At 52.0% G+C, this 26,195-nt stretch carries 22 protein-coding genes and 1 pseudogene; 15 read left to right on the forward strand and 8 right to left on the reverse strand.

The genetic code is table 11. The features are described from left to right. The coding region (locus tag EYY67_RS19240) for a type VI secretion system tube protein Hcp (RefSeq protein ID WP_207391102.1) at positions 1–199 on the forward strand (199 nt) is incomplete at its 5' end. 143 nt (positions 200–342) lie between these two features. Here the strand turns inward: EYY67_RS19240 and EYY67_RS19245 are convergent. From EYY67_RS19245 to EYY67_RS19260, 4 genes are read right to left on the reverse strand one after another with little or no spacing between them, the layout of a single operon-like run. Then, complete coding sequence (locus EYY67_RS19245; protein ID WP_131694172.1) at positions 343–1,791, reverse strand: efflux transporter outer membrane subunit; 1,449 nt, start codon at positions 1,789–1,791, stop codon at positions 343–345. Further along, positions 1,784–4,909: an efflux RND transporter permease subunit gene (locus EYY67_RS19250; protein ID WP_131694173.1), complete on the reverse strand. Its 3,126-nt coding sequence runs from the start codon at positions 4,907–4,909 to the stop codon at positions 1,784–1,786. Before EYY67_RS19250 ends, EYY67_RS19245 begins: the two co-directional genes overlap by 8 nt. Beyond that, positions 4,910–8,101 carry an efflux RND transporter permease subunit gene (locus EYY67_RS19255; RefSeq protein WP_131694174.1) on the reverse strand — a complete coding sequence of 1,064 codons (3,192 nt, stop codon included), beginning with the start codon at positions 8,099–8,101 and terminating at the stop codon, positions 4,910–4,912. Further along, positions 8,098–9,435 carry an MdtA/MuxA family multidrug efflux RND transporter periplasmic adaptor subunit gene (locus tag EYY67_RS19260; protein WP_131694175.1) on the reverse strand — a complete coding sequence of 446 codons (1,338 nt, stop codon included), beginning with the start codon at positions 9,433–9,435 and terminating at the stop codon, positions 8,098–8,100. The genes EYY67_RS19255 and EYY67_RS19260 overlap by 4 nt, the downstream gene beginning before the upstream one ends. On the opposite strand from EYY67_RS19260, the gene EYY67_RS24530 reads away from it, so the two are divergent. The 4 genes from EYY67_RS24530 to EYY67_RS19275 all read left to right on the forward strand — a co-directional run bounded on the left by EYY67_RS24530 (position 9,334) and on the right by EYY67_RS19275 (position 12,635). Beyond that, positions 9,334–9,585, forward strand: a complete 252-nt coding sequence (locus EYY67_RS24530; protein ID WP_165497984.1) for a hypothetical protein — start codon at positions 9,334–9,336, stop codon at positions 9,583–9,585. The two genes, EYY67_RS19260 and EYY67_RS24530, sit on opposite strands and share 102 nt — an antisense overlap. A 322-nt stretch (positions 9,586–9,907) precedes the next feature. Continuing rightward, a complete protein-coding gene (locus tag EYY67_RS19265) occupies positions 9,908–10,738 on the forward strand; it encodes a gamma-glutamyl-gamma-aminobutyrate hydrolase family protein (protein WP_131694176.1) in 831 nt (276 codons plus the stop codon). Continuing rightward, positions 10,735–11,277, forward strand: coding sequence for a M15 family metallopeptidase (locus tag EYY67_RS19270; protein WP_131694177.1), 543 nt, complete (start codon positions 10,735–10,737; stop codon positions 11,275–11,277). The genes EYY67_RS19265 and EYY67_RS19270 overlap by 4 nt, the downstream gene beginning before the upstream one ends. 173 nt (positions 11,278–11,450) lie before the next feature. After that, the gene (locus tag EYY67_RS19275; protein ID WP_119822885.1) at positions 11,451–12,635 is read left to right on the forward strand and encodes a sugar transporter; all 1,185 of its coding nucleotides are present in this window, start codon (positions 11,451–11,453) and stop codon (positions 12,633–12,635) included. Between the two features lie 63 nt (positions 12,636–12,698). Here EYY67_RS19275 and EYY67_RS19280 read toward each other — a convergent pair whose 3' ends face one another. After that, positions 12,699–13,115, reverse strand: a complete 417-nt coding sequence (locus tag EYY67_RS19280) for a DUF2000 domain-containing protein (RefSeq protein WP_095923306.1) — start codon at positions 13,113–13,115, stop codon at positions 12,699–12,701. A 133-nt stretch (positions 13,116–13,248) separates the two neighbouring features. On the opposite strand from EYY67_RS19280, the gene EYY67_RS19285 reads away from it, so the two are divergent. The 4 genes and pseudogenes from EYY67_RS19285 to EYY67_RS24940 all read left to right on the forward strand — a co-directional run. Further along, positions 13,249–13,725 carry an Lrp/AsnC family transcriptional regulator gene (locus EYY67_RS19285; RefSeq protein WP_131694178.1) on the forward strand — a complete coding sequence of 159 codons (477 nt, stop codon included), beginning with the start codon at positions 13,249–13,251 and terminating at the stop codon, positions 13,723–13,725. A gap of 194 nt (positions 13,726–13,919) precedes the next feature. Then, the gene (gene argG / locus EYY67_RS19290; RefSeq protein WP_112290320.1) at positions 13,920–15,281 is read left to right on the forward strand and encodes an argininosuccinate synthase; all 1,362 of its coding nucleotides are present in this window, start codon (positions 13,920–13,922) and stop codon (positions 15,279–15,281) included. A 1,244-nt stretch (positions 15,282–16,525) separates the two neighbouring features. Further along, complete coding sequence (locus EYY67_RS19295) at positions 16,526–17,305, forward strand: hypothetical protein (RefSeq protein ID WP_120134549.1); 780 nt, start codon at positions 16,526–16,528, stop codon at positions 17,303–17,305. Positions 17,306–18,826: 1,521 nt separating this feature from the next. Next, a pseudogene (locus EYY67_RS24940) lies at positions 18,827–18,895 on the forward strand (SEC-C metal-binding domain-containing protein); the annotation flags it as partial. A gap of 334 nt (positions 18,896–19,229) precedes the next feature. On the opposite strand, the gene EYY67_RS19305 reads toward EYY67_RS24940, so the two are convergent. Beyond that, positions 19,230–19,439, reverse strand: coding sequence for an ogr/Delta-like zinc finger family protein (locus EYY67_RS19305; protein WP_120134551.1), 210 nt, complete (start codon positions 19,437–19,439; stop codon positions 19,230–19,232). Between the two features lie 6 nt (positions 19,440–19,445). Next, positions 19,446–20,231 carry a capsid protein gene (locus EYY67_RS19310; RefSeq protein ID WP_120134552.1) on the reverse strand — a complete coding sequence of 262 codons (786 nt, stop codon included), beginning with the start codon at positions 20,229–20,231 and terminating at the stop codon, positions 19,446–19,448. A 568-nt stretch (positions 20,232–20,799) separates the two neighbouring features. Here EYY67_RS19310 and EYY67_RS19315 point away from each other — a divergent pair. From EYY67_RS19315 to EYY67_RS19340, 6 genes are read left to right on the forward strand one after another with little or no spacing between them, the layout of a single operon-like run. Beyond that, the gene (locus EYY67_RS19315; RefSeq protein WP_131694179.1) at positions 20,800–21,060 is read left to right on the forward strand and encodes a helix-turn-helix transcriptional regulator; all 261 of its coding nucleotides are present in this window, start codon (positions 20,800–20,802) and stop codon (positions 21,058–21,060) included. Continuing rightward, on the forward strand, positions 21,057–21,287 hold the full coding sequence (locus EYY67_RS19320; RefSeq protein WP_131694180.1) for a hypothetical protein: 231 nt from the start codon (positions 21,057–21,059) through the stop codon (positions 21,285–21,287). The genes EYY67_RS19315 and EYY67_RS19320 overlap by 4 nt, the downstream gene beginning before the upstream one ends. Positions 21,288–21,300: 13 nt before the next feature. Further along, positions 21,301–21,825 carry a host cell division inhibitor Icd-like protein gene (locus EYY67_RS19325; protein ID WP_131694181.1) on the forward strand — a complete coding sequence of 175 codons (525 nt, stop codon included), beginning with the start codon at positions 21,301–21,303 and terminating at the stop codon, positions 21,823–21,825. Beyond that, positions 21,822–22,085: a hypothetical protein gene (locus tag EYY67_RS19330; protein WP_131694182.1), complete on the forward strand. Its 264-nt coding sequence runs from the start codon at positions 21,822–21,824 to the stop codon at positions 22,083–22,085. Before EYY67_RS19325 ends, EYY67_RS19330 begins: the two co-directional genes overlap by 4 nt. Next, positions 22,082–22,423, forward strand: a complete 342-nt coding sequence (locus EYY67_RS19335; protein ID WP_131694183.1) for a DUF5375 family protein — start codon at positions 22,082–22,084, stop codon at positions 22,421–22,423. Before EYY67_RS19330 ends, EYY67_RS19335 begins: the two co-directional genes overlap by 4 nt. Positions 22,424–22,434: 11 nt before the next feature. Further along, positions 22,435–24,771 (forward strand): primase-helicase zinc-binding domain-containing protein, encoded by a 2,337-nt coding sequence (locus tag EYY67_RS19340; protein WP_131694184.1) that lies wholly within the window; start codon positions 22,435–22,437, stop codon positions 24,769–24,771. A 235-nt stretch (positions 24,772–25,006) separates the two neighbouring features. Here EYY67_RS19340 and EYY67_RS19345 read toward each other — a convergent pair whose 3' ends face one another. Continuing rightward, positions 25,007–26,179, reverse strand: a complete 1,173-nt coding sequence (locus EYY67_RS19345; RefSeq protein ID WP_120134559.1) for a tyrosine-type recombinase/integrase — start codon at positions 26,177–26,179, stop codon at positions 25,007–25,009. Positions 26,180–26,195: the final 16 nt, after the last annotated feature.

The raw sequence follows: 26,195 nt of genomic DNA on the forward strand, positions 1-26,195 counted from the left end.
TGAAGGGTTAGAAAGAGAATATTTTAATATTATTTTAGAAAACGTAAAAATATCTTCAATAACTCCCGACTTATATCCCGATTCTTCAACAGGTACACATATGGAAACTATCTTACTTCGTTATGAAGCGATTACATGGAAGCATTGCGACGGTAATATTATTTTTAAAGATGGATGGAATCACCGCGCAACAGCGTGATTTAGTCAGAATGCTGCAGATTCTATACTAAGGAATGGCGGCTTAGTCGCTGCCATTATCAATGTTTCAAGGTTCTTACAATGATGTTCTCTACACCAAAGACAGTTTTATGTGTCCTTCGTGCAGAGATAATTCACCCTCTCTTATTTCCCCACATCCCCGTTCCATCCCCCGCCCAGTGCGGCGATCAGCTTGACGCTGGTGACCATCTGGGTGCTGAGCAGTGACAGGACGCTTTGCTGTTGCGTCAGGCTGGTATTTTCGGTCGTGGCGACGTCGAGATAGTCGATCATCCCGGCCTGATATTGGTTGTTGGTCACGCGGGCGGATTCTTTGGCGGAATCGGCGGCGTTCTGGCGGGCGACCAGTTCGCTGTCCAGCGTGTGCAGTTCGACCAGATAATCTTCCACTTCCTGCATCGCGGTTAACACGCTCTGGCGATAGCTGGCGACATCGGCGTCATACGCGGCTTCGGCTTGTGCCACTTTGCCACGGGTGGAACCGAAATCCAGTACCGTCTGGCTGAGTTCCGGGCCTAAAGACCAGACGCGGTTGGGCAGCGAGAACAGGTTGTGGAAGGCCGAACTGGCGAAACCGCCGCTGGCGCTCAGGGTCAGATCCGGATAATACGCGGCGGTCGCCACACCGACGGCGGCGTTGGAAGAAGCCATGGTGCGTTCGGCAGCCGCGATATCAGGACGGCGCTGCAACAGCTGTGACGGAATGGCATCCGGCATTGGCGGCAGGTTCAGTTTCACGTCGCGTGCCGCAAGGCTGAACTGTGCCGGTGGTTTGCCGATCAGCACGGCGATGGCGTGCTCAAGCTGGGCGCGCTGCCATTGCAGATCCAGCGCCGAGGCTTTGGTGCTTTCCAGCTGCGTCTGCGCCTGCGCCAGTGTGGCACGAGAGGTGTTGCCACCTTCATACTGGTTCTGGATCACGGTCAGATAACGCTGGTAGGCATCAATACTTTGTTTATAGAGCGCGATTTGCTGATCCATCACCCGCAGCTGGAAATAATCCTGCGCCAGTTCGGCCTGCGCGCTGAGCGTCGCATCAGCCAGATCGGCCTTGCTGGCCTGCGCGCTGGCATCCTGCTCTTCTGCCGTACGGCGCAGTTTGCCCCACAAATCCAGCTCCCAGCTGGCACTCAGTTGTGCGGACTGGCTGTTGCTGGTGGAGGCGGATGTGCCGCTGCGCGTGCTGCCGACGGTGGCATCGACGGAAGGATACAGGTCGGAACGCGCCTGTGTGACCAGTGCCTGCGCCTGTCGGTATTGCGCGGCATATTGCGCGACGTTCTGGTTGGAAATCTGCACCTGCGTCAGCAGCGATGACAACTCAGGATCCTGATACACCGCCCACCAGTCACCTTTGGCCTGATTATCTTTCGGGATGGCGGCGGTCCAGCCTTTGGCTTCTTTAAATGCCGTCGGCATCGCCACGTCCGGTCGTTTGTAATCAGGGCCGACAGCACAGGCGCTGACCAGTAACGCCAGCGCCAGCGGGGCAAGACGGAACACCATAGAACGTGTTTTTTGCAGAGTCATCAGATTCGCTTCAGGGTAATGAGTTTCAGTGTGATCAGTCATGTGTACGGGCCTCCGGCGGCGGCGTGTGAGGACGCAGTCGCTGCCACAGACGGTGCGTCGCGCGGCTGGTGCGATCCATATACAGGTAAACCACCGGCGTGGTGAATAACGTCAGGATCTGGCTCAGCGCCAGACCACCGGCAATCGCCAGCCCCAGCGGGCTGCGCAGATCAGCGTCACCGCCGCTGCCCATTGCCAGCGGCAAGGCACCGAAGAACGCCGCCAGCGTCGTCATCAGGATCGGACGGAAACGCATCAGGCAGGCCTGCGTGATCGCCTGTTGTGGCGTCAGGCCGAGCCGCCGTTCGGCGTCGAGCGCGAAGTCGATCATCATGATCGCATTCTTTTTCACGATGCCGATCAGCAGCAGGATCCCGATCAGTGCGATCACCGTCAGTTGCGTTCCCGTGACCAGCATCAGCAACAGCGCGCCAAGCCCGGCAGACGGCAGCGTGGAAAGAATGGTCAGCGGGTGAATATAACTTTCATACAGCACGCCGAGCACGATATACACCGCCGCCAGCGCGGCCAGGATCAGCCAGGGCATGGAGCTGGCCAGCGCTTCAAATGCCTGCGCCGTACCGGCATAACTGCCATGAACGGTATCCGGTAAACCGATTTGCGCCATGGCCGTTTTCAGCGCCGCCTGCGCATCTTCCAGCGCATAACCGTCGGCGAGGTTGAAGGCAATCGTGGTGGTCGCCGTCTGTCCCTGATGGGAAACCGACAGCGGCGCATTCGCCCCGCTGAAGGTGGCAAACGCCGACAACGGCACCTGATTACCGGCATCCGTCACCACATACAGCTGATGCAGCACATCCGGATTACTGGTGTAGTCGGATGTCAGGTTCATCACCACGTGATACTGGTTCAGCGTTTTGTAAATCGTGGCAACCTGCCGCTGGCTGAAGGCGTTATTGAGCAGCGTGTCGATCATCTTCACGTTCACGCCGAGCTGCGTGGCGCGATCCCGGTCGATATTGAGCATGATCTCCTGCCCGCCGGTCTGCGCATCGGAATCCACGCCGGTCAGTTGCGGCAGTTTCGCCAGGGCTTTCTGCACTTTCGGCGCCCATTCACGCAGCACGGAAAGATCGTCAGATTGCAGGCTGTACTGATATTGGGCGTTGGCACTGCGCCCGCCGATATGCAGATCCTGCGCGGCCATCAGGAACAGCTGCGCGCCCGGCTCTTTGCCGGTGGCCATCATCAGGCGGTTAGCCACCTGATTGGCGGTCGCGGTGCGTTTATCGAAATCTTTCAGACGCACGAAGAAAGTGGCGGTGTTACGTGATCCGAAACCGCCGCTGCCCGCTGAACTCATGACGGCTTCCACCGCCGGATCATCCTGAATGATCTTGCTGTATTTCAGCACCTGCGGCTGGATCGACTGGAACGAGGTGTTCTGATCCGCACGCAACATGCCCATCAGCATGCCGGTGTCCTGATCGGGGAAGAAGCCTTTTTCCACCACGGTATACAGATAGAAATTGAGCAGGATGGTCAGGAACAAACCGACCAGCGTGATCAGCTGATGACGCATCACCCAGCCGAGCGCCGCAGAATACGCCGCCAGCAGTTTATTCAGCCCGCGTTCGATCATGCGGTAAATGCGTGGCTGACGTTTTTCCACCGGCGGTTTGCGTTTGAGGAAGCGCGCGCACAGCATCGGCGTCAGACTCAGCGACACCAGCATCGAAATGATCAGCGAGACGCTGAGCGTGACCGCAAATTCGCGGAACAGACGCCCGACGATGCTGCCCATCAGCAGGATCGGAATGAACACCGCGATCAGCGAGAGCGTCATCGACAGCACGGTGAAGCTGACTTCCTGCGCGCCTTTCAGCGCCGCCCGCACCGGCCCCATTCCCTCCTCGATATGCCGCGTAATATTTTCCAGCACCACAATGGCGTCATCGACCACAAAGCCGGTGGAGATGATCAGCGCCATCAGCGACAGGTTATCCAGACTGTAGCCGAGCAGATACATCACCGCGCAGGTGCCGATCAGCGAAACCGGCAGCGCCACCGCAGGGATCAGCACCGCATTCCAGTTGCGCAGGAAGACAAACACCACCGCGATCACCAGCAGCGTGGCTTCCAGCAGGGTCATTTCGGTATCCCGCAGGGAAGCCGACACGTTCGGCGAGCGGTCCAGCGCCAGATTAAGCTGCACGTCGCCGGGCAGGCTTTCTTTCATCAGCGGCAGCGCGGCCTTGATCGCCTCGATGGTTTCCAGCATGTTCGCGCCAGCCTGACGCGTCACACCAATCATTACCGACGGCGTGCTGTTGTAATAACCGACGTTGTATTTGTCTTCGACCGAATCGTACACATTGGCGATGTCGCTGAGGCGGATGGCCGAGCCGTTGATGTAGGTGACGATCAGCGTTTTGTACTGCGCGGCAGTACTTTGCTGGCCGTTGCCTTCAATCATCCACGACTGATCCGACCCTTGCAGCAGGCCCTTCGGCAGATTACTGGTGCTGTCGGCAATAGCGGTGCGAATGGTGTCGAGGGAAATTCCGTAAGAGGTGATCGCTTCCGGACGCAAATCAATGCGCACGCCCGGCAGCGCGGAACCGACCAGCGAAACCTGGCCGACGCCGTTGACCTGCGCGATTTTCTGTTGCAGCTGGCTCGAGGCGATATCGTACAGCTCGCCTTTACTGCGCGTGGCAGAGGTCAGCGCCAGCATGATGATCGGCGCATCCGACGGGTTGGCTTTACGATAGGTCGGCAGCGACGGCATGCTGCTCGGCAGCAAGGCGCGGGAGGCGTTGATCGCCGCCTGTACGTCGCGCGCCGCGCCGTTGATGTCGCGATCCAGATCGAACTGCAAAATGACGCTGGTCGAACTTTGCGAGCTGCGCGAGGTCATTTCCGTCACCCCGGCGATTTGCCCGAGCGCCCTTTCCAGCGGCGTCGCTACCGTTGCCGCCATGGTTTCAGGACTGGCACCGGGCAGACTGGCGCTGACCAGAATGGTCGGGAAATCCACCTGCGGCAGCGGTGCCACCGGCAGCAGGCGATACCCGAGCAAACCGAGCAGGAGTATCGCCATCGTCAGCAGCAAAGTCGCCACCGGACGGAAGATGAAGAAACGCGAAATGTTCATTTATTCCGCCTGCTTCGCTGCGCGGCGATGACGCGGATTCAGACGGTGAGAAAGCCGGTCAAACATCAGGTAAATCACCGGCGTGGAGAACAGTGTCAGGATCTGACTGAAGATCAGACCGCCGACGATTACCAGCCCCAGCGGCTGACGCAGTTCCGCGCCGGATCCGCTCGCCAGCATCAGCGGCAGTGCGCCGAGCAGCGCCGCCATGGTGGTCATCATGATCGGACGGAAACGCAGTAAACACGCCTGATGGATCGCCTCACGCGGCGAGAGACCCTGCTTGTTTTCCGCATCCAGCGCAAAGTCGATCATCATAATGGCGTTCTTTTTCACGATGCCGATCAGCAGGATCACCCCGATCAGGGCGATCAGGCTGAACTCGGTACCGGCGAAGATCAGCGACAGCAACGCGCCCACCGCCGCTGACGGCAGCGTGGACAGAATGGTCACCGGATGAATAAAGCTTTCGTACAGAATGCCGAGCACCACATACATGGTCAGCAGCGCGGCGAGGATCAGCCACAGCGTGTTGCCGGTCGCACTTTCAAACGACGCCGCCGCACCCTGATAACGCAAAGTGATGCTGTCCGGCATGGCGATATCGGCCACAGTGGTTTTGATCGCCTGCTGCGCCTGTTCCAGCGAGTAATCGTCTTTAAGATTAAATGACACGGTCACCGCCGGGAACTGGTTCAGGCGCGCCTGCAACAGAGCGCCGGTGCGCATGTGGATTTTGGCGATCGACGTCAGTTTGATCATGCCGTTGGTCGCACCCGAATTCGTGGTCGGGTTACCGCTGTCCGATGTGGTGGACGTGGTCGTCGTGGTGGTCGCTGCCGTGCCGCTGGTCGAGGTGCTGTTGTTGGTCGCCAGATAGACATCGTCAAACGAAGCCGGTGACTGCTGGAACTGCGGCGCCACTTCCAGCACCACGCGGTACTGGTTCGCCTGGGTAAAGATGGTGGAAACCAGACGCTGACCGAAGGCGTTATACAGCGCGGTATCGACGTCAGAAGCGGTAATGCCGTAACGCGCTGCGGCGTCCCGGTCCAGCTCCACATACGCGATCTGCCCCTGATTTTGCAGGTTGCTGACCACGTCGCTGAATTCCGGCAAGGCACTGAGTTTTTCAATCAGTTTCGGCGTCCATTCCACCAGATTTTCGCTGTCGGAATCATCCAGCGTGAACTGGTACTGGCTCGGCGTCACCTGATCGTCCACGGTCAGATCCTGCGAGGCCTGCATGTAAAGCGCAATACCCGGTACACCGGCGGTTTCCTGCTTCAGACGTTCAATGATCGCCGGCGCACGTTCACTGCGCTCATCAAACGATTTCAGGCTGATCTGCAAACGCCCGCTGTTCAGGCTGGTGTTATTGCCGTCCACACCGATGGTAGACGACACGCTTTCCACATCAGGATCGTTGAGAATAGCGGCGGTCAGTAACTGCTGACGGCGCCCCATTTCACTGAAGGATACGTCCTGCGACGCCTGGGTGATCCCCTGGATCATCCCGGTATCCTGCGACGGGAAGAAGCCTTTCGGCACAATCACATACAGCAACGCGGTGAACACGAGCGTCGCGGCGGCGACCAGCAAGGTCAGCTTCTGGTGATTGAGCACCACGATCAGCATGCGATCGTAACCGGCAATCATCTTGTCGAAGAACTCGCCGCCTTTGCGGTAAAACTTGCTCTGTTTTTCTTCCGGCGTATGGCGCAGTAAATAGGCGCACAGCATCGGGGTGAGCGTCAGCGACACCACCATCGACACCAGTATCGACACCGCCAGCGTAATGGCGAATTCACGGAACAGACGCCCGACCACGTCGCCCATAAACAGCAGCGGGATCAGCACGGCAATCAGCGAGAACGTCAGGGAAATAATGGTGAAACCGATTTGCTGCGAGCCTTTCAGCGCCGCCTGCATCGGCGTTTCGCCCTCTTCCAGACGCCGCGAAATGTTTTCCACCACCACGATGGCGTCATCAATAACAAAGCCGGTGGCGATGGTCAGCGCCATCAGTGACAGGTTATTAAGGCTGAAACCGCACAGGTACATCACGCCGAAAGTACCGACCAGCGACAGCGGCACCGCAACGCTCGGGATCAGTGTCGCCGCGACATTGCGCAGGAACAGGAAGGTGACCATCACCACCAGCGCAATCGACAGCAGCAGTTCAAACTGAACATCGCTGATCGAGGCACGGATGGTTTGCGTACGGTCTGACACCACGCTGACTTTCACCGATTCCGGCAGGGCTTCCTGCAATTTCGGCAACTGCGCTTTAATGGCATCCACCACCTGAATCACGTTCGCGCCCGGCTGACGCTGCACGCTGATAATGATCGCCGGTTGCTTGTTCGCCCACGCGGAAAGGTACTGGTTTTCCGGCGCTTCGGAGAGCGTCGCCACATCCCGCAGACGCAGTGCCGCACCGTTTTCATAATTGACGATCAGGTTGCCGTATTCATCCGCGGTACGCAGCTGATCATTGGCATCAATGGTGATCGAATGGTTCGGGCCATCAAAGCCGCCTTTGGAGCCGTTGACGTTGCTGTTACCGATCAGCGTGTTGATGGTTTCCAGACTGAGGTTATGCGCCGCCAGCTTACGCGGATCCACCTGCACACGGATGGCAGGCTGATGGCCGCCCGCCAGTGTCACCATACCGACGCCGGAAATCTGCGACAGTTTCAGCGCCACGCGGGTATTCACCAGATCCTGCACTTTGGTCAGCGGCAACGATTCAGACGTTGCCGCCAGCGTCAGCACGGCGGCATCCGCCGGGTTCACTTTTTTGTAGGTCGGCGGGTTCGGCAGATCGCTTGGCAGCAGGCTGTCAGCAGCGTTAATTGCCGCCTGCACTTCCTGCTCGGCGACGTCGAGGGACAAATCCAGCGAGAATTTCAGCGTGATAATGGATGAACCGCTGGCGCTGGTGGAATACATCTGGCTCAGACCGGCCATCTGACCGAGCTGACGCTCAAGCGGGGCGGTGATCCCTGATGCCATCACATCCGGGCTGGCACCCGGATACAGCGTGGTCACCTGAATGGTCGGATAATCCACCTGCGGCAGCGCCGAGGTCGACAGCATGTTGTAGGCGAAAATCCCCGACAGCAGCACGGCGACCATCAGCAGAATGGTCGCGACCGGCCGGAGTATAAAGAGGCGTGAAGGATTCATTTAGACCCGCTGTCTTTACCGGCTGTGTTTTTGTCTGCATCAGGTGCCGTTTTGTCCGCGCCGGTGGTGGCTTTATCCACACCGCCGCTTTGCTCGCGGGCTTTAGACGAACCGTCTGCCGCCGCAGCCTCCCCGGCGTTTGGCGTGACAATCTCGACTTTGGTGCCGTTGTTCAGGCGGTCAATACCGGTGGTCACCACCTGCTCGCCCGGCTTCACGCCGGAGAGGATCGCCACCTGATTGTCGCCAAAGTCCGGCCCGGATTTCACGCTGCGGCGTTCAATGGTGTTGTCTGATTTCACCACATACACGAAGTCGCCGTCGCTGCTCAGCTGCAATGCCGCCGCCGGGATCACCGTCGCGTCTTTCAGCGTCGCGACCTGTAAGCGGGCATTCACAAACTGGTTCGGATAGAGTTTTTCATCGGCGTTATCGAACAACGCCTTCAGCTTGATGCTGCCGGTGCTGGTATCAATTTCGTTGCTGATAAATTGCAATTTGCCCTGCCCGAGCACGTCGCTGCCCGTCTGATCAAAAGCCGTGGTCGGCAACTGATTGCCGCCGCGCAGGGCTTTGAGCAGGGTTTGTAAGTTGCTTTGCGGCACGCTGAAGGTCACGGCAATCGGCTGCGTCTGGGTGATGGTAACGATGCCGGTGGTGGAACTGCTGGTCACCATGTTGCCCGGATCGACAAGACGTAACCCCACATGCCCGCTGACCGGCGCGGTAATTTTCGCGAACTCAAGATTCAGTTTGGCGGCGGCGATTTGGGCCAGATCGGCTTTCACCGCACCGGCGTACTGACCGGCGGTCGCAATCTGGCTTTCCAGATCCTGACGCGCGAGGGAATCCTGCGCATACAATTTGCGGTAACGCGCCAGCGTCAGCTCGGCACTTCTCGACAGCGCCTGATTCTGCGCTAAATCGCCCTGATATTGTTCCAGCGTGGCCTGATAGCTGCGCGGATCAATCTGCGCCAGCAACTGGCCCTGCTCCACTTTCTGCCCTTCGGTGAAATACACCTTCATCAGCTGGCCGTCGACCCGGCTGGTCACCGTCACCGTGGCGTTCGCCACCACCGTGCCCAGCGCACGCAGATAAACCGGCACATCGGCCTGCGTGGCTTTTCCGGCCTGCACCGGCGTAGCCATTCCTGCCATCATCTGGCCGCGCACCGCGCGCATACCGCTACGGCCCGGTTTTTTATGAGCAGAGGGATCAGAGGCACTTTGATGGAAAGCAAAAAACCAGACCAGGATCGCAGCAACGATAATGGCAACGATAACCCACACGAAGGTGCGCTTTTTGGAACGAGACGAGGCAGTCGGCAGCATAAATTTCTTGGTTTCGCAGTATTAATGAGGAGAAAACAGCTGAAAAATGACCTTCAACCAGAGATTTTCAATATCAGTCAAAAAACCATTATCCCTGAAAAGCCCCTGTGGCTGTTTTTAGGACAACGTAAAGATTTCGTTAGCAATTAAGAATTTCTATTTCATTCAGCAGGATGAATTATACCCGCTAATTTATCCCTTCATGGCCTGTCATGTTAAGAACTAAATGAGAATGAATATTGAAGAAGGGGGCAGAAAATTATCAGGAAGTGTCAAGCTACGCCGGAATTTTGTCAGGAAAACGCAGACTTAGGAGAAAAATAAATCTGCCGCGCCACCCGAACGGGTGATAAAACCAGCGGTAAATACTGAAAATACCACTTATTGATAATTTATATTGTTTGCCTCGACCACGGCTTGATATGGTGAAATTTCTGATTGTTTTTCATCTTCATGGCAGGGACTCAGGCGAATGCAGACAAAATTTCAATCCAGACCGGTGATAGGGGTAACACTCGACAGTGAGGAGGCCGGGGGCTATGCCGATTTTCCGTGGTATGCGTTACGGCAAAATTACATGAACAGTCTGGCAGAGCTGGGCGCCGTGCCGCTGGCCTTGCCACATCACGCCGCACTGGCCGATGAATATCTGGCGTTGTGCGACGGGATTGTCGTCACCGGCGGCGCGTTTGATGTTCCGCCTGAGCTCTTTAATGAGCAACAGACCAGCGATCAGGTGCGTCTGAAACCCGCCCGCACCGAATTTGAAAAAGCCATCGTCAAAGGTGCCATGCAACGCAATATGCCGCTGCTGGGGATCTGCGGCGGTCAGCAACTGCTGGCGGTTCTGACCGGTGGCACGCTGCATCAGCACATCCCCGATGCGCTGCCCGATGCCCTTGAACACAGCACGACTGTCGATACTGAAAACGCGGGCGGCAAAAAGCGCGCGCGTCATCCGGTGGAGATTGTCGAAGGCACGCTGCTCAGCCGCTCGGTAGATCGCGACCATTACGAGGTCAACAGCTCGCACCATCAGGCAGTTAAATCGGTCGGCCCCGGTTGTATCGTCAATGCGTACGCGCCCGACGGCGTGATCGAAGGCATTGAATGTGAAGGCTATGATTTCTGCCTTGGCGTGCAATGGCACCCTGAATATCAGCAACATGCGCAGGATACCCAACTGCTTAATGCCTTTGTTACCGCCGCTGCCCGCTATCAGCAGGGAATGCGCGTCGCGGGTAAGGCGATGAGTGAAGCCATGAACGAGGTGATTGGCCGCTCCGGGAACGAACCGGCATGAATCAGGCAGAACTGAAAGCCCGCACGGAACAGATATTGCGGGATCTGCATATCGACCCGACGGTGATCGCTCACCGTACGTTGCCCTACTTCGAAGAAGTAAGTGAGCACTTACTGGAGGATGTGGAAACTGACCCTGAAACCGGTAAAACCTACCGCCTGATCGCCCCCGCCTCTGCCGCCTGGCATAAGATGAAGCAGCAGGCTGCCGCCGACGGCGTGGCGATCTATCTGGTCTCTGCTTTTCGCAGTCTGGATTATCAGGCCGGGTTACTGCGTAAGAAGCTGGATCAGGGAATTTCACCGGCCGTCTTCTTCACCTCGCTGGCGCCCCCCGGATGCAGCGAACATCACACCGGCTGCGCGGTCGACATCAATACCCCCGGCTGCGATGAAGTGACCGGCGTGTTCGGCGACACTGAGGCTTTTCAGTGGTTGCAGGCCAACGCCGCTGGCTTCGGTTTCGTGATGTCCTTCCCGCTGAACAACCCGTGGGGCTTCATTTATGAGCCGTGGCACTGGTGCTGGCATCCGCAATAAAATACAGTGACCTGCTTCTCAGTTTCCATCACTAAAATTGTCGCCGAAACATTTATCTGTTAGGCCAGTTTTCTGTTCCATTTTTCGAACAAATAAAACACACTATGCCCTCAACAGACGTCTGCCAGACAGATGCCTGATCCCAACATCATTCTTATAAGTCATAAATTTCAATGCAATCAGATACCGTTTCGCGCAGGACAGCATGGCTCCGCGTTGTGATGATGGCTATTGCCGCGTTCATCTTCAACACCACTGAATTCGTGCCTGTCGGATTACTTTCCGATATCGCCGCCAGCTTCAACATGAAGACCGCACAGGTCGGTCTGATGCTGACCATCTACGCCTGGGTGGTGGCGCTGATGTCACTGCCGCTGATGCTGCTGACCCGCAATGTTGAGCGAAAACGGTTACTGATCATCATCTTTGTGATATTCATCGCCAGCCATATTCTTTCGGTTGTGGCCTGGGATTTCTGGAGCCTGGTCGCCTCGCGCGTCGGTATCGCCCTCGCCCATGCGATTTTCTGGTCAATTACCGCATCACTGGCCATCCGCGTCGCCCCTGCCGGTAAAAAAACGCAGGCGCTCAGTATGTTAGCCACCGGCACCGCGCTGGCGATGGTGCTCGGTTTACCGCTCGGTCGCCTGATCGGCCAGTATCTTGGCTGGCGCACCACCTTTATGAGCATCGGCATCGTTGCGCTGCTGACGCTGATTTGCCTGATCAAACTGCTGCCACCGTTACCGAGCGAACATACCGGTTCACTGAAAAGCGTGCCGATGCTGTTCCGTCGTCCGGCGCTGGTCGGCATGTATCTGCTGACTGCACTGATAGTGACCGCTCACTATACGGCATACAGCTACATCGAGCCGTTTATCCAGACCGTCGCCAGTATGGGTGAAAACTTCACCACCTTCCTGCTGCTGATTTTCGGCGGCGCGGGCATCCTTGGCAGCATTGCGTTCAGCGTGCTCGGCAACCGCTTCCCGGCGGCGATGCTCAGCGGCCCGATCCTGCTGGTCACCCTCAGCATGTTGCTGTTATTTGTGGCGGTGATGAATCCGGTTGCGATTTCAGTGCTTTGTGTGATCTGGGGACTGGCAATGATGATTATCGGACTGGCATTGCAGGTGCGCGTACTGGCGCTGGCGACAGACGCTACTGACGTCTCAATGGCGCTGCTGTCCGGCATCTATAACATCGGTATCGGCGCGGGCGCGCTGATCGGTAATCAGGTGAGTCTGCATCTTGAAATGAGCCACGTCGGTTACGCCGGTGGCCTGATTGGCTGCGTGGCCTTCGTGTGGTGTCTGACGATTTTCAAACGCTATCCGCAGCTGAAAGTGACGAACTGACACCTGAATGTGAAAAGAAAACCGGCATGTTTGCCGGTTTTTTATATCCCTATATTCAACTGATTAGCGCAATAATTTCAGATTCCCCGTCAGCGATTTTATCCACTTTTCCGGCCCCACCAGCCCGACACCGTCGATCACCTCATCGTATAAATCCCGCAGCGGAAACGTCATTTCGTATTGCTCAAACTGATGCATCGTGCGGGCAAATACCGGAAACGGCACCACGCCGTGCTCACCTTCCGCCTCCAGCGCCTTAAACATCAGCGCCTTTATGTGATCGGGCGTTGCCTGAAGAACGGGCAGCGGCGTTTTCGAGATGGTCGCGGTCGTGACGCCCTTCGCATCGGTCAGCGAACTGCCCGCCAGCATCGGGAATTTTGCCGCTAATCCGATACCAATTACGCCTGCCGTGTTCGCCAGTAATCCCGGTGGAAGCTCCGGGTTGAGGATAATTGCCACCCGCAGGTTGTCTGCCATTTTGTACGCCCTTTTCATCATTATTGATGACAAAAATGATAGCGGCCGGCCGCCGGAAGGTGCTTTCTTTTTGCGCGGTAAAATGCCCTAATCTGGTTATCCCTTTCTAAAAATCACACGTAAAAGGCAGATTATGTCCGTATCTGAAATTTCACCGGCAGACCTTCGCATTCTTAAACAACTTCAGAAATCAGGCAGAATGACCAATCAGGAGCTGGCAGAAAAAGTGGGCATGGCAGCCTCACCCTGCTGGCGGCGCATGAAACAGCTGGAAAACAGCGGCGTGATCACCGGTTATCAGGCAAACATCGACCGGAAGAAAATCGGGCTGGGGCTGCTGGCGTTTATCCGGGTAAAAATCGACAGCCACAGCGAGGAAGATGCGCAACGTTTCGAGCAGGAAGTCGGCGCTCTGCCTCCGGTGATTGCCTGTTACGCGATTGCCGGTGACGCGGATTTTATGTTGCAGGTGGTCTCAAAAGATCTCGACAGTTTTTCCAGCTTCGCGATGGAAGTGGTGCGGCGTTTACCGGGCATTAAAGAGATGCAGACTTCGTTTGTGCTTCGGGAAGTGAAACCGCTGGATGTGTTGCCGCTGGAGGGGATTTAAGGACATTCGAGGGTATGGCAAAATGCTGAACGATGTTGAATAAAACACTTCCTGGCCAACATGACAAGTAGATAGTTATGCGATAAAATTTACATAAATATGCAAAATGTCTTTTACCCGACGCCGGTTTTGCGATATCAATATAGGCATTGAAACCTTTAGCAGACAGACCCAATTCATACAGGATTTAACCGATGACAACTATTCTCAAGCACCTTCCTATCAATCAGCGTGTGGGTATCGCTTTCTCCGGCGGTCTGGACACCAGCGCAGCGCTGCTGTGGATGCAAAAAAAAGGCGCTATCCCTTATGCCTACACGGCCAATCTGGGTCAGCCTGATGAAGAAGATTACGATGCCATTCCGCGTAAAGCGATGGAGTACGGTGCAGAGAAAGCTCGCCTGATCGATTGCCGCAAGCAACTGGTTGCCGAAGGGATTGCTGCTATTCAGTGTGGCGCGTTCCATAACACCACCGCAGGTGTCACTTACTTCAACACCACCCCGCTGGGTCGTGCCGTCACCGGTACTATGCTGGTTGCCGCGATGAAAGAAGACGGCGTGAATATCTGGGGTGACGGCAGCACGTACAAAGGTAACGATATCGAGCGTTTCTATCGTTACGGCCTGCTGACCAATGCTGAACTGAAAATTTATAAACCGTGGCTGGATACCGACTTTATCGATGAACTCGGCGGCCGTCATGAGATGTCCGAGTTTATGATTCAGTCCGGTTTCGACTACAAAATGTCGACCGAGAAAGCCTACTCCACTGACTCCAACATGCTGGGCGCGACGCACGAAGCCAAAGATCTGGAATTCCTCGATTCCGGCGTCAAAATCGTTAATCCGATTATGGGCGTGAAATTCTGGGACGAGAATGTGGTCGTGAAAGCGGAAGAAGTGGTTGTCCGTTTTGAACGCGGTTATCCGGTTGCACTGAACGGCGTGACCTTTGACGACAGCGTTGAGCTGATGATGGAAGCCAACCGCATCGGTGGCCGTCACGGTCTGGGCATGAGCGATCAGATTGAAAACCGTATTATCGAAGCCAAAAGCCGTGGCATCTACGAAGCCCCGGGAATGGCGCTGCTGCACATCGCTTACGAACGTCTGCTGACCGGTATTCACAACGAAGACACCATCGAGCAATACCATGCGAACGGCCGCGTGCTGGGTCGTCTGCTGTATCAGGGCCGTTGGTTCGATCCTCAGGCTCTGATGCTGCGTGACTCCGCTCAGCGTTGGGTCGCCAGCGAAATCACCGGTGAAGTGACGCTGGAGCTGCGTCGCGGCAACGACTACACCATCATGAATACTGTGTCTGAGAACCTGACCTACAAACCAGAACGTCTGACCATGGAAAAAGGCGATTCCGTGTTCTCACCGGATGACCGTATTGGTCAGCTGACCATGCGTAACCTGGATATCACCGATACCCGTGAGAAGCTGCAAAACTACGTTGAGACAGGCTTGCTGACTTCTTCTGCCTCTACCGGTTTACCGCAGGTGGATAACAACAATCTGCCGCGCGGATTGCAGGTAAAGAATAAGTAATTGCTGTTGGTGTAAACCATTTGCTAGAACTTGCATGGATCCGTTCCTTGCTCCTCCCCCTGCGAAGGGGGAGGCTGGGAGGGGGTTTAGCAAATCATAAAATAGTCGATATTTCCGCATTGCGATCTGACCTTAATACCCCACCCCAACCCTCCCCTTCGCAGGGGAGGGAGCCGACCGAATTCTTACGCGGCAACCGTGCTTGAAAGCCTTCATGTTTCTTCTCTCCCTGCGCAGTATAGGCAGCTGATTTGCATCGACTTTTAGTTTTTGATTCAAAATTTGTATGCGCAGAAACGACGTACAGGAAATACGAATAAAAGAGAGTAGGTAGTGGATTTTTGAGAGTAGTGAACAGATTCGAGGAAGAAGCTTTTGGAGCGGGTGAAGGGAACGGTAATTTAAATATAAGCACATGATAATAATGAATTAAATATCATTAAGTTAATTTAGTATACACATTACTATACACTTCCCCTCACTCTGCCTTTAGTAGACAACCTTGCTCTATGCGGTTTTCTAATTTACTAACTGTGGTTCATCACAGCTCGTCTCTGTATGTGAAAATTAATATGTTGGCCTCGATATTTATCCCAAACGCGCTGTTATCACGACACGGCTATTTGCATTCGATTGGCCACCTGACACCCATTTGCGTTTTAGTTGACTATCGCCAACAGAATCTAACCCGACCAAACTACATTGACAGGCAGCTGTCAACGATAAGCTGACTTAGAAGTCAATTATTTAAATGTATCGGACTTCAAAAAAAGCTAAATAAAAAAATATCAACTAAAACAGATTTATCTGGCGGAATTACCACATTCGGTGAAACTTCCACTGACAGAGTAAACCCGAATGGCCGGAGGGACAGCGAAAGGTCAACGCTCCAACGGCGGGTAATTGCAATGTTCCCCCAGATACTCATATGGTAGCAAGTAACCCCTCGGAGACATGGCATATAGCATTTGCACGGAAACCATCCTTGCCATTTCGCGCACATTATTTTTCTGAAAAATTGCTACTGCGGGTGAGCGTCCTGCAGGGAGATCTCTCAGAGGCACATCGGTTGCATCATAAAAGAGAAGTTTTTAAAACATAGAATTAAAAAAGTCCTGTCGCGGCGGGTAGTCAAAAAAACTGAGAGTGCGGGGCTCTCGGAGCATTCGATAAACTGCCTGTAAACTCGAATGCGGCTAAGTTAAGATGTAGAAACCACTAAAAGCAGTGTTTAGGAGTAGTAAATGAACATTCGTCATTACCTTGCTAAATTCGAAAAGAAAAAAACACCTGACCGTATCACTCTTAACTATGAAACTGCCATCCATTATGATGCGTATTCCGTGTATATCACCCATCTCGATAGTGGTCAGGAGTATCTTTTTAAAGGTTATGAAAATAATAAAATTAGTGTACTGAGGTGGAATTCAGAGCAAAATATATTCAACATTCCAGAAAATTTAAATCCAGATGGTTTGGTCTCAGAGTCCTTTTCAGGGATTTATTACTACAAAGCCCATGAATTAAGATTTACCACCCTGAAAGACCTTACTTGGTGGCGTGAGATGAAATTTAAATTATCGGCTATTAAGGATAACTGGGTTAGCAGCCGAGAAAAATATCGTTATCGAAAACAGCGTAAAGAAATAAAAAATCTACATGATGTTTTATCGGCGGTAATTTCTTTATATCTTGACCAAAAAGAAGGGGGCGGTATTAGCCATATCAATATTATGTCAGTCGTTTTTGGTAAATTGTGGTTTTATCATGATGAAAAAGATAGAATGAGAAAACAATTAACCCTTACGCTTGAGGCATTTGTGATTAATGGCGAACTAACTAAAACTCATGGGGGTAACTATACTGTTAATGGAAGAGCACTAATGACACTTAACAAATATATCGAAGAGGAACAACGTTACGTTGAATCGACTAAAATCCAGAAACGTATGGTCTGGGCAACAGTATTCTCATTTATTGCTGCCTTCGCCAGTGCCGTGGCAGCGTTTAAAGCTTTGAAATAACACAGTTGAGATTTATCGACAAATAAAAAAGGCGAGGCCTATATAATGCTAAGGAAAATAACTAAAAACACTGGTTTCAACAGTTCTGAAGAAAAATTAATTGATTTAGCAGACACTGCTTTTATGGGACTATGGTCTTATGCAAATATTTATAGTGATGAGGGATATTCAAAAAACAAAACCGGCAAGGAAGTATGTGACTTAATTGTAGTTTTTGATAAAGATGTAATTATCTTCTCAGATAAGAACATCAAATTTAATTCTACCAAGACCTTAGAAGTTGCGTGGAAACGCTGGTATAAGAAATCAGTATTAGAGTCGTCAGACCAACTTTATGGGGCAGAGAACTTTATAAAGAGGTATCCAAGTAGAATATTTCTTGATAAAGAATGCAAAAACTCACTTCCTTTTGAAATACATAATGATTTTAAATTCCATCTAATAGGTGTTATTAACAACGTTTCAAGAGTTGCGCAGGATTTTTATGATAGCATTGCTCCGGGAAGTTCACCCACATTATTCAACGCCTTTGTATTTGATGGAGTGGAATGTTTAGAATTCCCTTTTTGCATCGGCGATATTGATAGAAGCAAAACCTTTATCCATTTTTTTGATGAAACTTCTCTTAGCATTGTATTGACAGAGCTAAATACCACTTCTGATTTCTTGGATTATATAAAAGAAAGAGAAAGAGTCGTAAGAATTGGTGCATTAAAAGTTAGCCCAGGGGAGGAGGAAATACTCGCCACTTATTTGATGAATAACAAAAAAATCCTTAATGAGGATTTTTTGAAAGATGAGAATTTTGCAATTCTTCCTGAAAATGAGTGGTGTTATTATCGATCAACACATTGGTTTAAATATTCACAAGCCATGAAAAAAGGAAGTGAGTATTGGGATGATTTAATAAGGATATTTTCTGATAGTATATTGTCGAGCAACGTTGGTTTTTTTAAAGAACATGACTTTATGACACACGAGCTAGCAGTTAGAGAGCTCGCCAAAGAAAGCCGTAAATCTAGATATTTTTTATCAAGAAGTTATGTGGAAAAATTTGAGAAATCTCATTCAAGAAAGCCTTCCGCAAGGCTCGTTGAGTCCTTAGATGAAAAAGGGAAGTTTTATTTATTTCTTTTCTTCCCAAGAAATATTTCAGATTCAGACGCCGACTACAGGCATGCCCGAGTAGGTTGCATCTATGCCTATATACCCTACGTATTAAATAAATATGATAGTGTAGATAAACTTTGTGTTATCGCAACAGAACCTAACGGATGCCCAATTCGTTCAGAAGATCTAGTTTACATCAATCGAACTTTTTCAAATAAAAAAATAAATCAAAGAGAGCTTAATGATTTGTTAAAAAAACATAGTGTTACTTTTGATGTGGAGTATACAAAAAACAATCATTTAGATGGTGATATTGGTTACTTGTTAACTATAGAAGAAGTTAAAAATGAAATTATAATGAAAGATTTGAGTAGAAGATTTTCTAGAAAAAATATAAACATGACAAAAATTAAAGTAGGTAGGAATGAGCCCTGCCCATGTGGCTCTGGTAATAAATATAAAAAATGTCATGGTAAGTAACCTTTCTATTAAACAAACCATAGAGAAGGTGGAAATGTTTCAGTTGGAGCAGGCCGGCCACCTTTTCTTCTGCCACACCTCGGCGCGCGCAATTCTCCCCGCCTGCCCGCTGCTGACTTAGCTCACTGGTTTTAATGCATGAAATAAAACCTCTGAAAGCCCGTGTAGCAAGGGTTTTGAGCCCTTTTTAGCACGCCGGATTGCATGCAAAACCATGCACCCTATGCATGCAGAGCTCACAAGGGCAGGCTAGCCAGAGAAAAGGCTGTCCGGAGGGACGGTTTTGCACTGCATTAATGAAAAATACCGCCTTCTTCGAAAGCGGCACTTGAGATTATTTTTTGGGGGATTGAGACAAGCCGAAATTTATATTTTTATGCTTTAGATTTTCTCTTTTAACGATTTTACTGACACTTTCATTTGTTTTAAATGCGCATGAGCATGCCAGCCTGGTGCACTGATAATAAGACTCCTTTGTCTGTTCGGTGATATAACGGCTTGTGCGAATGTGAGAAACAGAGCTGCAAAGCGGGCAGCGCATCATTTGCTATTACTCCTTATTTGAATTGATACGCTGGGAGAGTTTTTGAGCCAGCAATTGTCTTTTTATCGGGCTTTGCAGCAGCCCCATATCGACACCAGGCAGCGCAGGAGAATGCGTCCCGATTTTCTCCAACATAGGTTCTGCATCCATGTTGAACTGACCTATGCTAGCCGCCCCGACAAGCGCCTTGCCAATTTCAGCGCTGACAATTTTGGCGGGCTCTACATAATGACCGGATTGTGTTTCCTGATAACTGACGTTGGATAACGCCAGCACTTTCAGCTTTACCGCACGAACTAGCGCCGGACTGAGATTGTTGATGGCCATGCGCCACTGTGTATCAGCATAGGCATTCAGTGCGCTGCGGTGGGCGCTAATCAACGCTCCACCAGCATTAGCACAATGCAACATCGCCGACTGTTTCTCGACACTCAACTCCTCAATAAGGTCATCAAACTCTTTTACTAACCCCTGCTGGATAGCCCGCTGACTGTGCGCGTTCTTGAGTTCGTCAGTCATAACCCCGCGTGACTTGCGAAAACGTGAACGCCAGCTCTCTTCGTTCTCTTTGATTTCGCTGTTCGCCGTTTCTTTTTCCTGGGCGCATCGGGCAATTGAACTTTCAATTTCATCAAGTGCACGCTTTTTCTCAGCAAACGCCGCTTTGGCCTGTTCAAAGTGTTGGATGGCACCTTCCGCGTTTCCTGATGATGGCTTTTCGTTGTGACCGGCTTTGACCTGAAGAAAATCCTGGATAACGACTTCGACGGTTTTGGTTGAATCGGGTTTCATGGCTTACCTCAGCAATGTGTTGTCAATGTGAGGATATTGTGGGGAGGCTGGCACAACATTTCTATCTGATGGCGTTTGCTCAGCGTTGGTACAACGGGCAGGGAAGTAAACCAGGAAAGAGCAAAGAATTTATATTTCTATAAATACTATTCACTACTGTTCACTTTAAATTAAAAATGAATAAAATCATTAAGTTAAGCAGTGAACACTTCATCTAAAGGTATTCACTCACTATTCACGACTGTTCACTGTCTTCAAAAGCCTTTTTTCTGGCTAGCCCAAAATAAATTAATGTTTATTCCTATTGATACTGGAGTTTCAATCGTTAAAACAGCTCAACCAACTGAGCGTAAAATAACCTACTGAGTAGCATTGAGCATTATTGATTAACATTGGCAATCATTGGCAAAGTGGCTCAAATCCCATTAAAAAAAACACAAAGCATTTCAGGTATTTTGTCGTTCAAAGGCTTGTTGCTAAAAGAAAAAATATTCTCACAATAGGGGGCTCCTTAACGAAACAGCCGGTACTGGTCGCGTCCAGCCGGATACAAATATGAGGTAGCACCATGCTCTCCACCGCTCAAAATACGCCCCCTTCTTCTGCCCCCGTGATGCCACCGGTTTACCCACGCGATCGCTTTATGCGACTGCCTGAAGTGATCCACACCACCGGCCTCTCCCGCTCAACCCTGTACGACTTAATCAGCCGTCAGCAATTTCCTGCCCAGATTTCTCTCGGTGGCAAGAATGTGGCCTGGCTGGCCTCCGAGATTGAGAGCTGGATGAATGACCGCATCGCCGCACGCGCTCAGGAGACAATGCAATGATTTCTCTGTCTGTCGGTCATCATAATATTCAGCTCAATACACAAGAGGCGGCCTATCTGGCTGAAGGCCTGATGGCTGCCGCCTGCGGCAGAAAGAATCCTTTGCCTGCGTTCACCAGCAATACCCTGGGCGTGCTATCCGTAACAGCAGAAGACGTTAGTTCAGAGGATGATTCACACTTCCGATCAAATCCGCAGCAGTCCGATCAAGTCCTGACCGATTGCTAAGGAGAAACGGCTAATGCTTCAAAAAAGGCTTTTCTCTGGCGAGCCCCTGCTCTATAGTTTTTGTGCTGCCGCAAAATCGGCAGCCGGGCGTAGGAACCCGTGTTTCTCAATGGCGACACAACACGCGCCAGGCGTGTTTTTTTATGTCGATGCCTCAGCGCACCTGTTATTTACACAATGGTTTCTTAGCCGTGGTGTTTATCTAGCAATGGTGGCTCAGGCGGGGCAGCCTTCGGGCTGGCCGGTATTCATTGAGGCCGGTATTCCTACCCCCGTCTGGGCTACCACCCATAAGTGTAGGAACTTCGGTGGTAGCAATAACCATTACTCAATGGAGGCTGCCACCATGGCTACAACCCTCACCACCCCATACCCTAAATTTACGTTCCTGTTCGCCGCCGTGCGCCGTGCTGAACCCAAAGCACACGTCTGCATGCTGCGCTTCGCAGCCGACAGTGAACATTCTGCCCGTCGCCTGTTAGCCCGTGACTATGTGCTGTGTTTTGCCGGTCGCCTGCCCGCTGAGGAGGCCGCATGAACAAGCTCGCGTCCTTCTATTTCCCCAACACCCATTATCCTATCCCGCATGCTGATTTCCTGCGCCTGCAACATGCGCACAACGTCGGCGTATTGTTCCTCGACATGCTTGATACTCAGGACACGTTCGGGCATGTACCCAGCGGGGATCAGCTGAATTCCATGGCCTCCGTTGTTGCGCTGCTGACTGACCAGCTAGGCAAAGTGGTAGACACCTGCGAGACCGCCATCAAAACGCAAATGGAGGATGTCTACGAATGAATACGACTCAGCAATCCTGCCTGCCGGTTGAAGTGCTCACCGCCCTCTACCGGCGCGCCCTGGCACAGGCTTATCTCGATGCCTGTACCGCCTACGGCGTTGAAACCGGCTACTCGCTTGATGAACTGCAAATGACCATCGCGAAGGAAGTCGAAAGCTATTACGTCCGTCAGCACGGCGCACAGCTGGGTATGGACATCGCCTGCGCCATGCTGCGCGACATGGTGCAGCCCGATATTTTGGTGGCAAAACCCCGCCTGACACCGCTCGGAGAATCCATGATGGACGAGCTGTTCCGGCCTTGTCTTCACACCACTCCACATACCACGCTGCACTGACAGAGGCGCACATGACACAAATGATTGTTCAAAACACCGTGAGCGCCGCAAAAGGCCGCTGGCCTCAGCTTCTTTCCGCGCTGGGAATAACCGTTGCCCCTCACGGGCATCATTCTCCCTGCCCCGTTTGCGGGGGAAAAGACCGCTTTCGCTTCGATAATCGTGAAGGAAGAGGCACCTGGATATGTAACCAATGCGGTGCCGGTGACGGATTAAACTTGGTTGAGAGAAAACTGGATATCAGTGTGAAAGAAGCCGCCGTGAAGGTGGCTGAAATTCTGGGAGAGGTTCAGCCTCTTGCGGTTCATCACGACGAGGCCGCAGAACAAAAGCAAAAAGACAATGCCCGCCATAGGGCAGCCGGTCAGGCCAAAGCGCTGGTGAATGCCGCCCGTAAAGCGGCAGGCAATGCCTATCTGAAGAATAAAGGCTGGCCGGATAAGGAAGCGCTGAACTTACAGGGCAGCGGCCTACACGTGGGCGGCATAGATTTCGCGGCGGGTGACCTGGTCATTCCGCTTTATGATTTGTCAGGTCACCTGGTCAACGCCCAGCTCATTAACGGGGCGGGGAAAAAATGCACACTTGCAGGTGGGCAGGTAACCGGCGCCTCCCATCATTTTGAAGGCAACGACAACACCGTTATCTGGATGGCAGAAGGTTATGCAACCGGTCTGACAATACATGCGCTGACGGGTGAAACCGTGTATGTGACGATGGGTGCCAATAACTTCCCTCATCTGGCTGAGTGCCTGCGAGAGAAATACCCTGATGCCGTGCTGCTTATGGCGGCAGATAATGATGAGAACGGCACAGGACAGAAGAAAGCGAAAGAAGCCGCCAATCTGGTCAACGGAAAGATTGCGCTCCCCTTAGCCGCCGGTGACTGGAACGATGTGTTCACGCAGCAGGGACGTGATAAGACGGTTGAACAGCTCCGCGCTTTCACTCAGCAATCTCCTAAGAGCCCCTTTGAAACGGTCAGTGATGCTGACCTCAAGGCCATGAGCCAGAGTGAGAAGTGTGAACTGCTGATAGTCCATTATGAACACCGTCTGGCTATGCCTCCGGTGGGGGAAGATCTTTGCCGCTATGAGAACGGGGCTTGGCTGGTATTGCCGCACAGGATCCTCAGCCGTGAAATTGCCGCTCTATTTCAGAAAGCACAAGCGCCTTTTTCAGCGCCCCTCATTAGCGGCATGATCGAAACCCTAAAGCTCATGGTGCCTGAAATGAGCAAGCCCGCACGTCACTTAATTGGTTTTCGCAATGGCGTTTTTGACACCCGCACCGGAATTTTTAGCTCTCACCGCAAAGATAATTGGTTGCGTACCGTCAACAGCGTGGATTACTCGCAGGCCAAGCAAGGGGAAAATCTTGCCGAGCATGCCCCTCACTTCTGGCAATGGCTGACGCGGGCGGCAAACCAGCAAAGCGAAAAGCAAGAGCGCATTCTTGCGGCGCTTTTCATGGTGCTGGCGAACCGGTATGACTGGCAATTGTTCCTTGAGGTGACAGGACCAGGCGGCAGTGGTAAAAGCGTCATGGCAGCCATAGCGCGCATGCTTGCAGGGAATGACAATACCACCTCCGCCAGCATCGAAACGCTGGAGTCCTCCCGTGAACGGGCTTCCCTGGTGGGATACTCACTGATCATCTTACCCGATCAGGAGAAATGGAGCGGCGACGGCGCAGGGATTAAAGCCATCACCGGCGGCGATGCGGTAGCCATTGACCCGAAATACCGTGACGCTTATTCAGCACACATTCCGGCGGTGATCCTGGCAGTGAACAACAACCCGATGCAGTTCAGTGACCGCAGCGGCGGCGTATCGCGCCGGCGGGTGATCATTACCTTCCCCGAAGTCATATCGGCTAAGGAACGCGACCCAAAACTGATCGAGAAAATAGAGGGAGAGCTCGCGGTAATTGTCCGCCATCTGATGGAACGCTTTGCAGAGCCTGGCGAAGCCCGCGCACTACTGGAAGCGCAACAAAACTCCGACGAAGCGCTGGAAATTAAACGGAGTTCAGATTCACTGGTCGATTTTTGCGGTTACCTGCTCGCGGTTCCGTCACCGAGTGGTTTATATATGGGCAACGGAAACATACGTCCGTCGAATCCCCGCAAATACCTTTATCACGCCTACCTGTCATTTATGGAGGCGCGCGGGCATCAACACCCGATCACTCTCTCACACTTCGGCAAGTTCATCCCGCAAACGATGAAAGAGTATGAGATTGAATTTTTAAAGAGAAAGACCAATCAGGGCGTGCAAACCAATCTGATATTAAACGCGGACTGCGAAGCTGATTGGTTGCCAAAGAGCGACATCAATCGAGTTTAAACAGAAACCGGCTCAGGCCGGTTTTTTCATATGGCAAGGTAGGTGATCACCTGAAAGTGAACAGGAATGAACAGCTCAGCACAAGGTGATCACCACATAATCAATTGAAATATAATGAATAAATAGAAAAGTGAGCACTGTGAACACTTTTCTAATAAATCTTTTTTTTCTAAGTCACCTGTTCAGCGTGAGTTTGGATACAATGAAAACCGTTAAGGTATCGGACCTATATCATTCAGATGCCAAAACTATCCATATAATCCGCATACCACTGCATCATCTCCCGACGCCCATCCAAATACAAAGCGTGGTTATACGTGCCCCTAATGCTGTTCTTATCAACATGAGCGAGTTGTAGCTCGATCCAAGCAGAGTTATAACCTTTCTCATGCAATATTGTGCTCATGGTATGTCTGAATCCGTGACCGGTTGCTCTACCATTGTAACCAATGCGTTTCATCACCTGGTTTATAGAGGCTTCACTGATAGGTTTTCTAAAGTCTCGCCCTGGGAAAATGAGTTCATAACGGCCAGTCACGATTCTGATTTGTTCAAGTAAACCTATTGCCTGTTTAGATAACGGCACCAAATGAGGACGCCCCATTTTCATATGCTCGACGGGTACTTCCCACACCCTATTCTCCATGTCGATTTCAGACCATTGCGCCCTACGTACTTCACCTGGTCGTAATCCAGTGAGGATTAGAAGCTGGGTCGCAATTTTGGTGATCACGCTGCCGGTATATGCGTTTAACTCACTTAAGAACTCAGGTAATTCATGGGCGGCCAGATGTGCATAATTATTGGCCTTATGGGGTTTCATCGCTGAGGCGAGATCCGGCGCGGGATTGTACTCGGCGCGACCAGTGATAATAGCGTAACGGAAAACCTCACCACACCTCTGGCGCACCTTGCGTACTTTCTCTGTAGCTCCCCTGTTTTCAACCTGTCTAAGCATTGCCAAAAGCTCTAAAGGCTTAATTTCTGCTATAGGACGAAAACCAAGATACGGAAATACATCTTTCTCAAAGGTATCCATCATCTCAGTTCGGTATGATGCCGACCAACGGTCATAACGATGCTCATACCATTCACGGGTAATCGCTTCAAAGGTGTTAGTTGCTGAAAGAGTTTTTGCGGCTTTCTGCTCTTTCCTCAATGTGCTTGGATTAACACCTGATGCAACCATTCGACGAGATTCATCACGCCTTTGTCGCGCATCAGCCAGGGAAACGTGCTCATAGGTTCCTAATGACAGCATTTTGGGTTTACCGTCAAAACGATAGCGAAAACGCCAAGCTTTACTGCCGTTGGGCTCAACAAGAAGTGATAAACCCAGGCCATCGCTCAGGGTGTAAGGCTTTTCTGTGGGCTTAGCCTTTTTAATTTGTAGTTCTGTCAGAGGCATTGTGTATAGGAATCCG

It is taken from the genome of Rahnella victoriana (assembly GCF_004330295.1).
Classification (GTDB): domain Bacteria; phylum Pseudomonadota; class Gammaproteobacteria; order Enterobacterales; family Enterobacteriaceae; genus Rahnella; species Rahnella victoriana.

Excerpts from the sequence above, each read along its gene's own strand:
- EYY67_RS19285 (WP_131694178.1), top strand. The coding sequence starts at position 13,249 with ATGTCCGTATCTGAAATTTCACCGGCAGACCTTCGCATTCTTAAACAA.
- EYY67_RS19255 (WP_131694174.1), bottom strand. The coding sequence starts at position 8,101 with ATGAATCCTTCACGCCTCTTTATACTCCGGCCGGTCGCGACCATTCTG.
- EYY67_RS19330 (WP_131694182.1), top strand. The coding sequence starts at position 21,822 with ATGAACAAGCTCGCGTCCTTCTATTTCCCCAACACCCATTATCCTATC.
- EYY67_RS19280 (WP_095923306.1), bottom strand. The coding sequence starts at position 13,115 with ATGGCAGACAACCTGCGGGTGGCAATTATCCTCAACCCGGAGCTTCCA.
- EYY67_RS19295 (WP_120134549.1), top strand. The coding sequence starts at position 16,526 with ATGAACATTCGTCATTACCTTGCTAAATTCGAAAAGAAAAAAACACCT.
- EYY67_RS19250 (WP_131694173.1), bottom strand. The coding sequence starts at position 4,909 with ATGAACATTTCGCGTTTCTTCATCTTCCGTCCGGTGGCGACTTTGCTG.
- EYY67_RS19260 (WP_131694175.1), bottom strand. The coding sequence starts at position 9,435 with ATGCTGCCGACTGCCTCGTCTCGTTCCAAAAAGCGCACCTTCGTGTGG.
- EYY67_RS19310 (WP_120134552.1), bottom strand. The coding sequence starts at position 20,231 with ATGAAACCCGATTCAACCAAAACCGTCGAAGTCGTTATCCAGGATTTT.
- EYY67_RS19320 (WP_131694180.1), top strand. The coding sequence starts at position 21,057 with ATGATTTCTCTGTCTGTCGGTCATCATAATATTCAGCTCAATACACAA.
- EYY67_RS19325 (WP_131694181.1), top strand. The coding sequence starts at position 21,301 with ATGCTTCAAAAAAGGCTTTTCTCTGGCGAGCCCCTGCTCTATAGTTTT.
- EYY67_RS19245 (WP_131694172.1), bottom strand. The coding sequence starts at position 1,791 with ATGACTGATCACACTGAAACTCATTACCCTGAAGCGAATCTGATGACT.
- EYY67_RS19275 (WP_119822885.1), top strand. The coding sequence starts at position 11,451 with ATGCAATCAGATACCGTTTCGCGCAGGACAGCATGGCTCCGCGTTGTG.
- EYY67_RS19265 (WP_131694176.1), top strand. The coding sequence starts at position 9,908 with ATGCAGACAAAATTTCAATCCAGACCGGTGATAGGGGTAACACTCGAC.
- EYY67_RS24530 (WP_165497984.1), top strand. The coding sequence starts at position 9,334 with ATGGAAAGCAAAAAACCAGACCAGGATCGCAGCAACGATAATGGCAAC.
- EYY67_RS19340 (WP_131694184.1), top strand. The coding sequence starts at position 22,435 with ATGACACAAATGATTGTTCAAAACACCGTGAGCGCCGCAAAAGGCCGC.
- EYY67_RS19335 (WP_131694183.1), top strand. The coding sequence starts at position 22,082 with ATGAATACGACTCAGCAATCCTGCCTGCCGGTTGAAGTGCTCACCGCC.
- EYY67_RS19345 (WP_120134559.1), bottom strand. The coding sequence starts at position 26,179 with ATGCCTCTGACAGAACTACAAATTAAAAAGGCTAAGCCCACAGAAAAG.
- EYY67_RS19315 (WP_131694179.1), top strand. The coding sequence starts at position 20,800 with ATGCTCTCCACCGCTCAAAATACGCCCCCTTCTTCTGCCCCCGTGATG.
- argG (WP_112290320.1), top strand. The coding sequence starts at position 13,920 with ATGACAACTATTCTCAAGCACCTTCCTATCAATCAGCGTGTGGGTATC.
- EYY67_RS19270 (WP_131694177.1), top strand. The coding sequence starts at position 10,735 with ATGAATCAGGCAGAACTGAAAGCCCGCACGGAACAGATATTGCGGGAT.
- EYY67_RS19305 (WP_120134551.1), bottom strand. The coding sequence starts at position 19,439 with ATGATGCGCTGCCCGCTTTGCAGCTCTGTTTCTCACATTCGCACAAGC.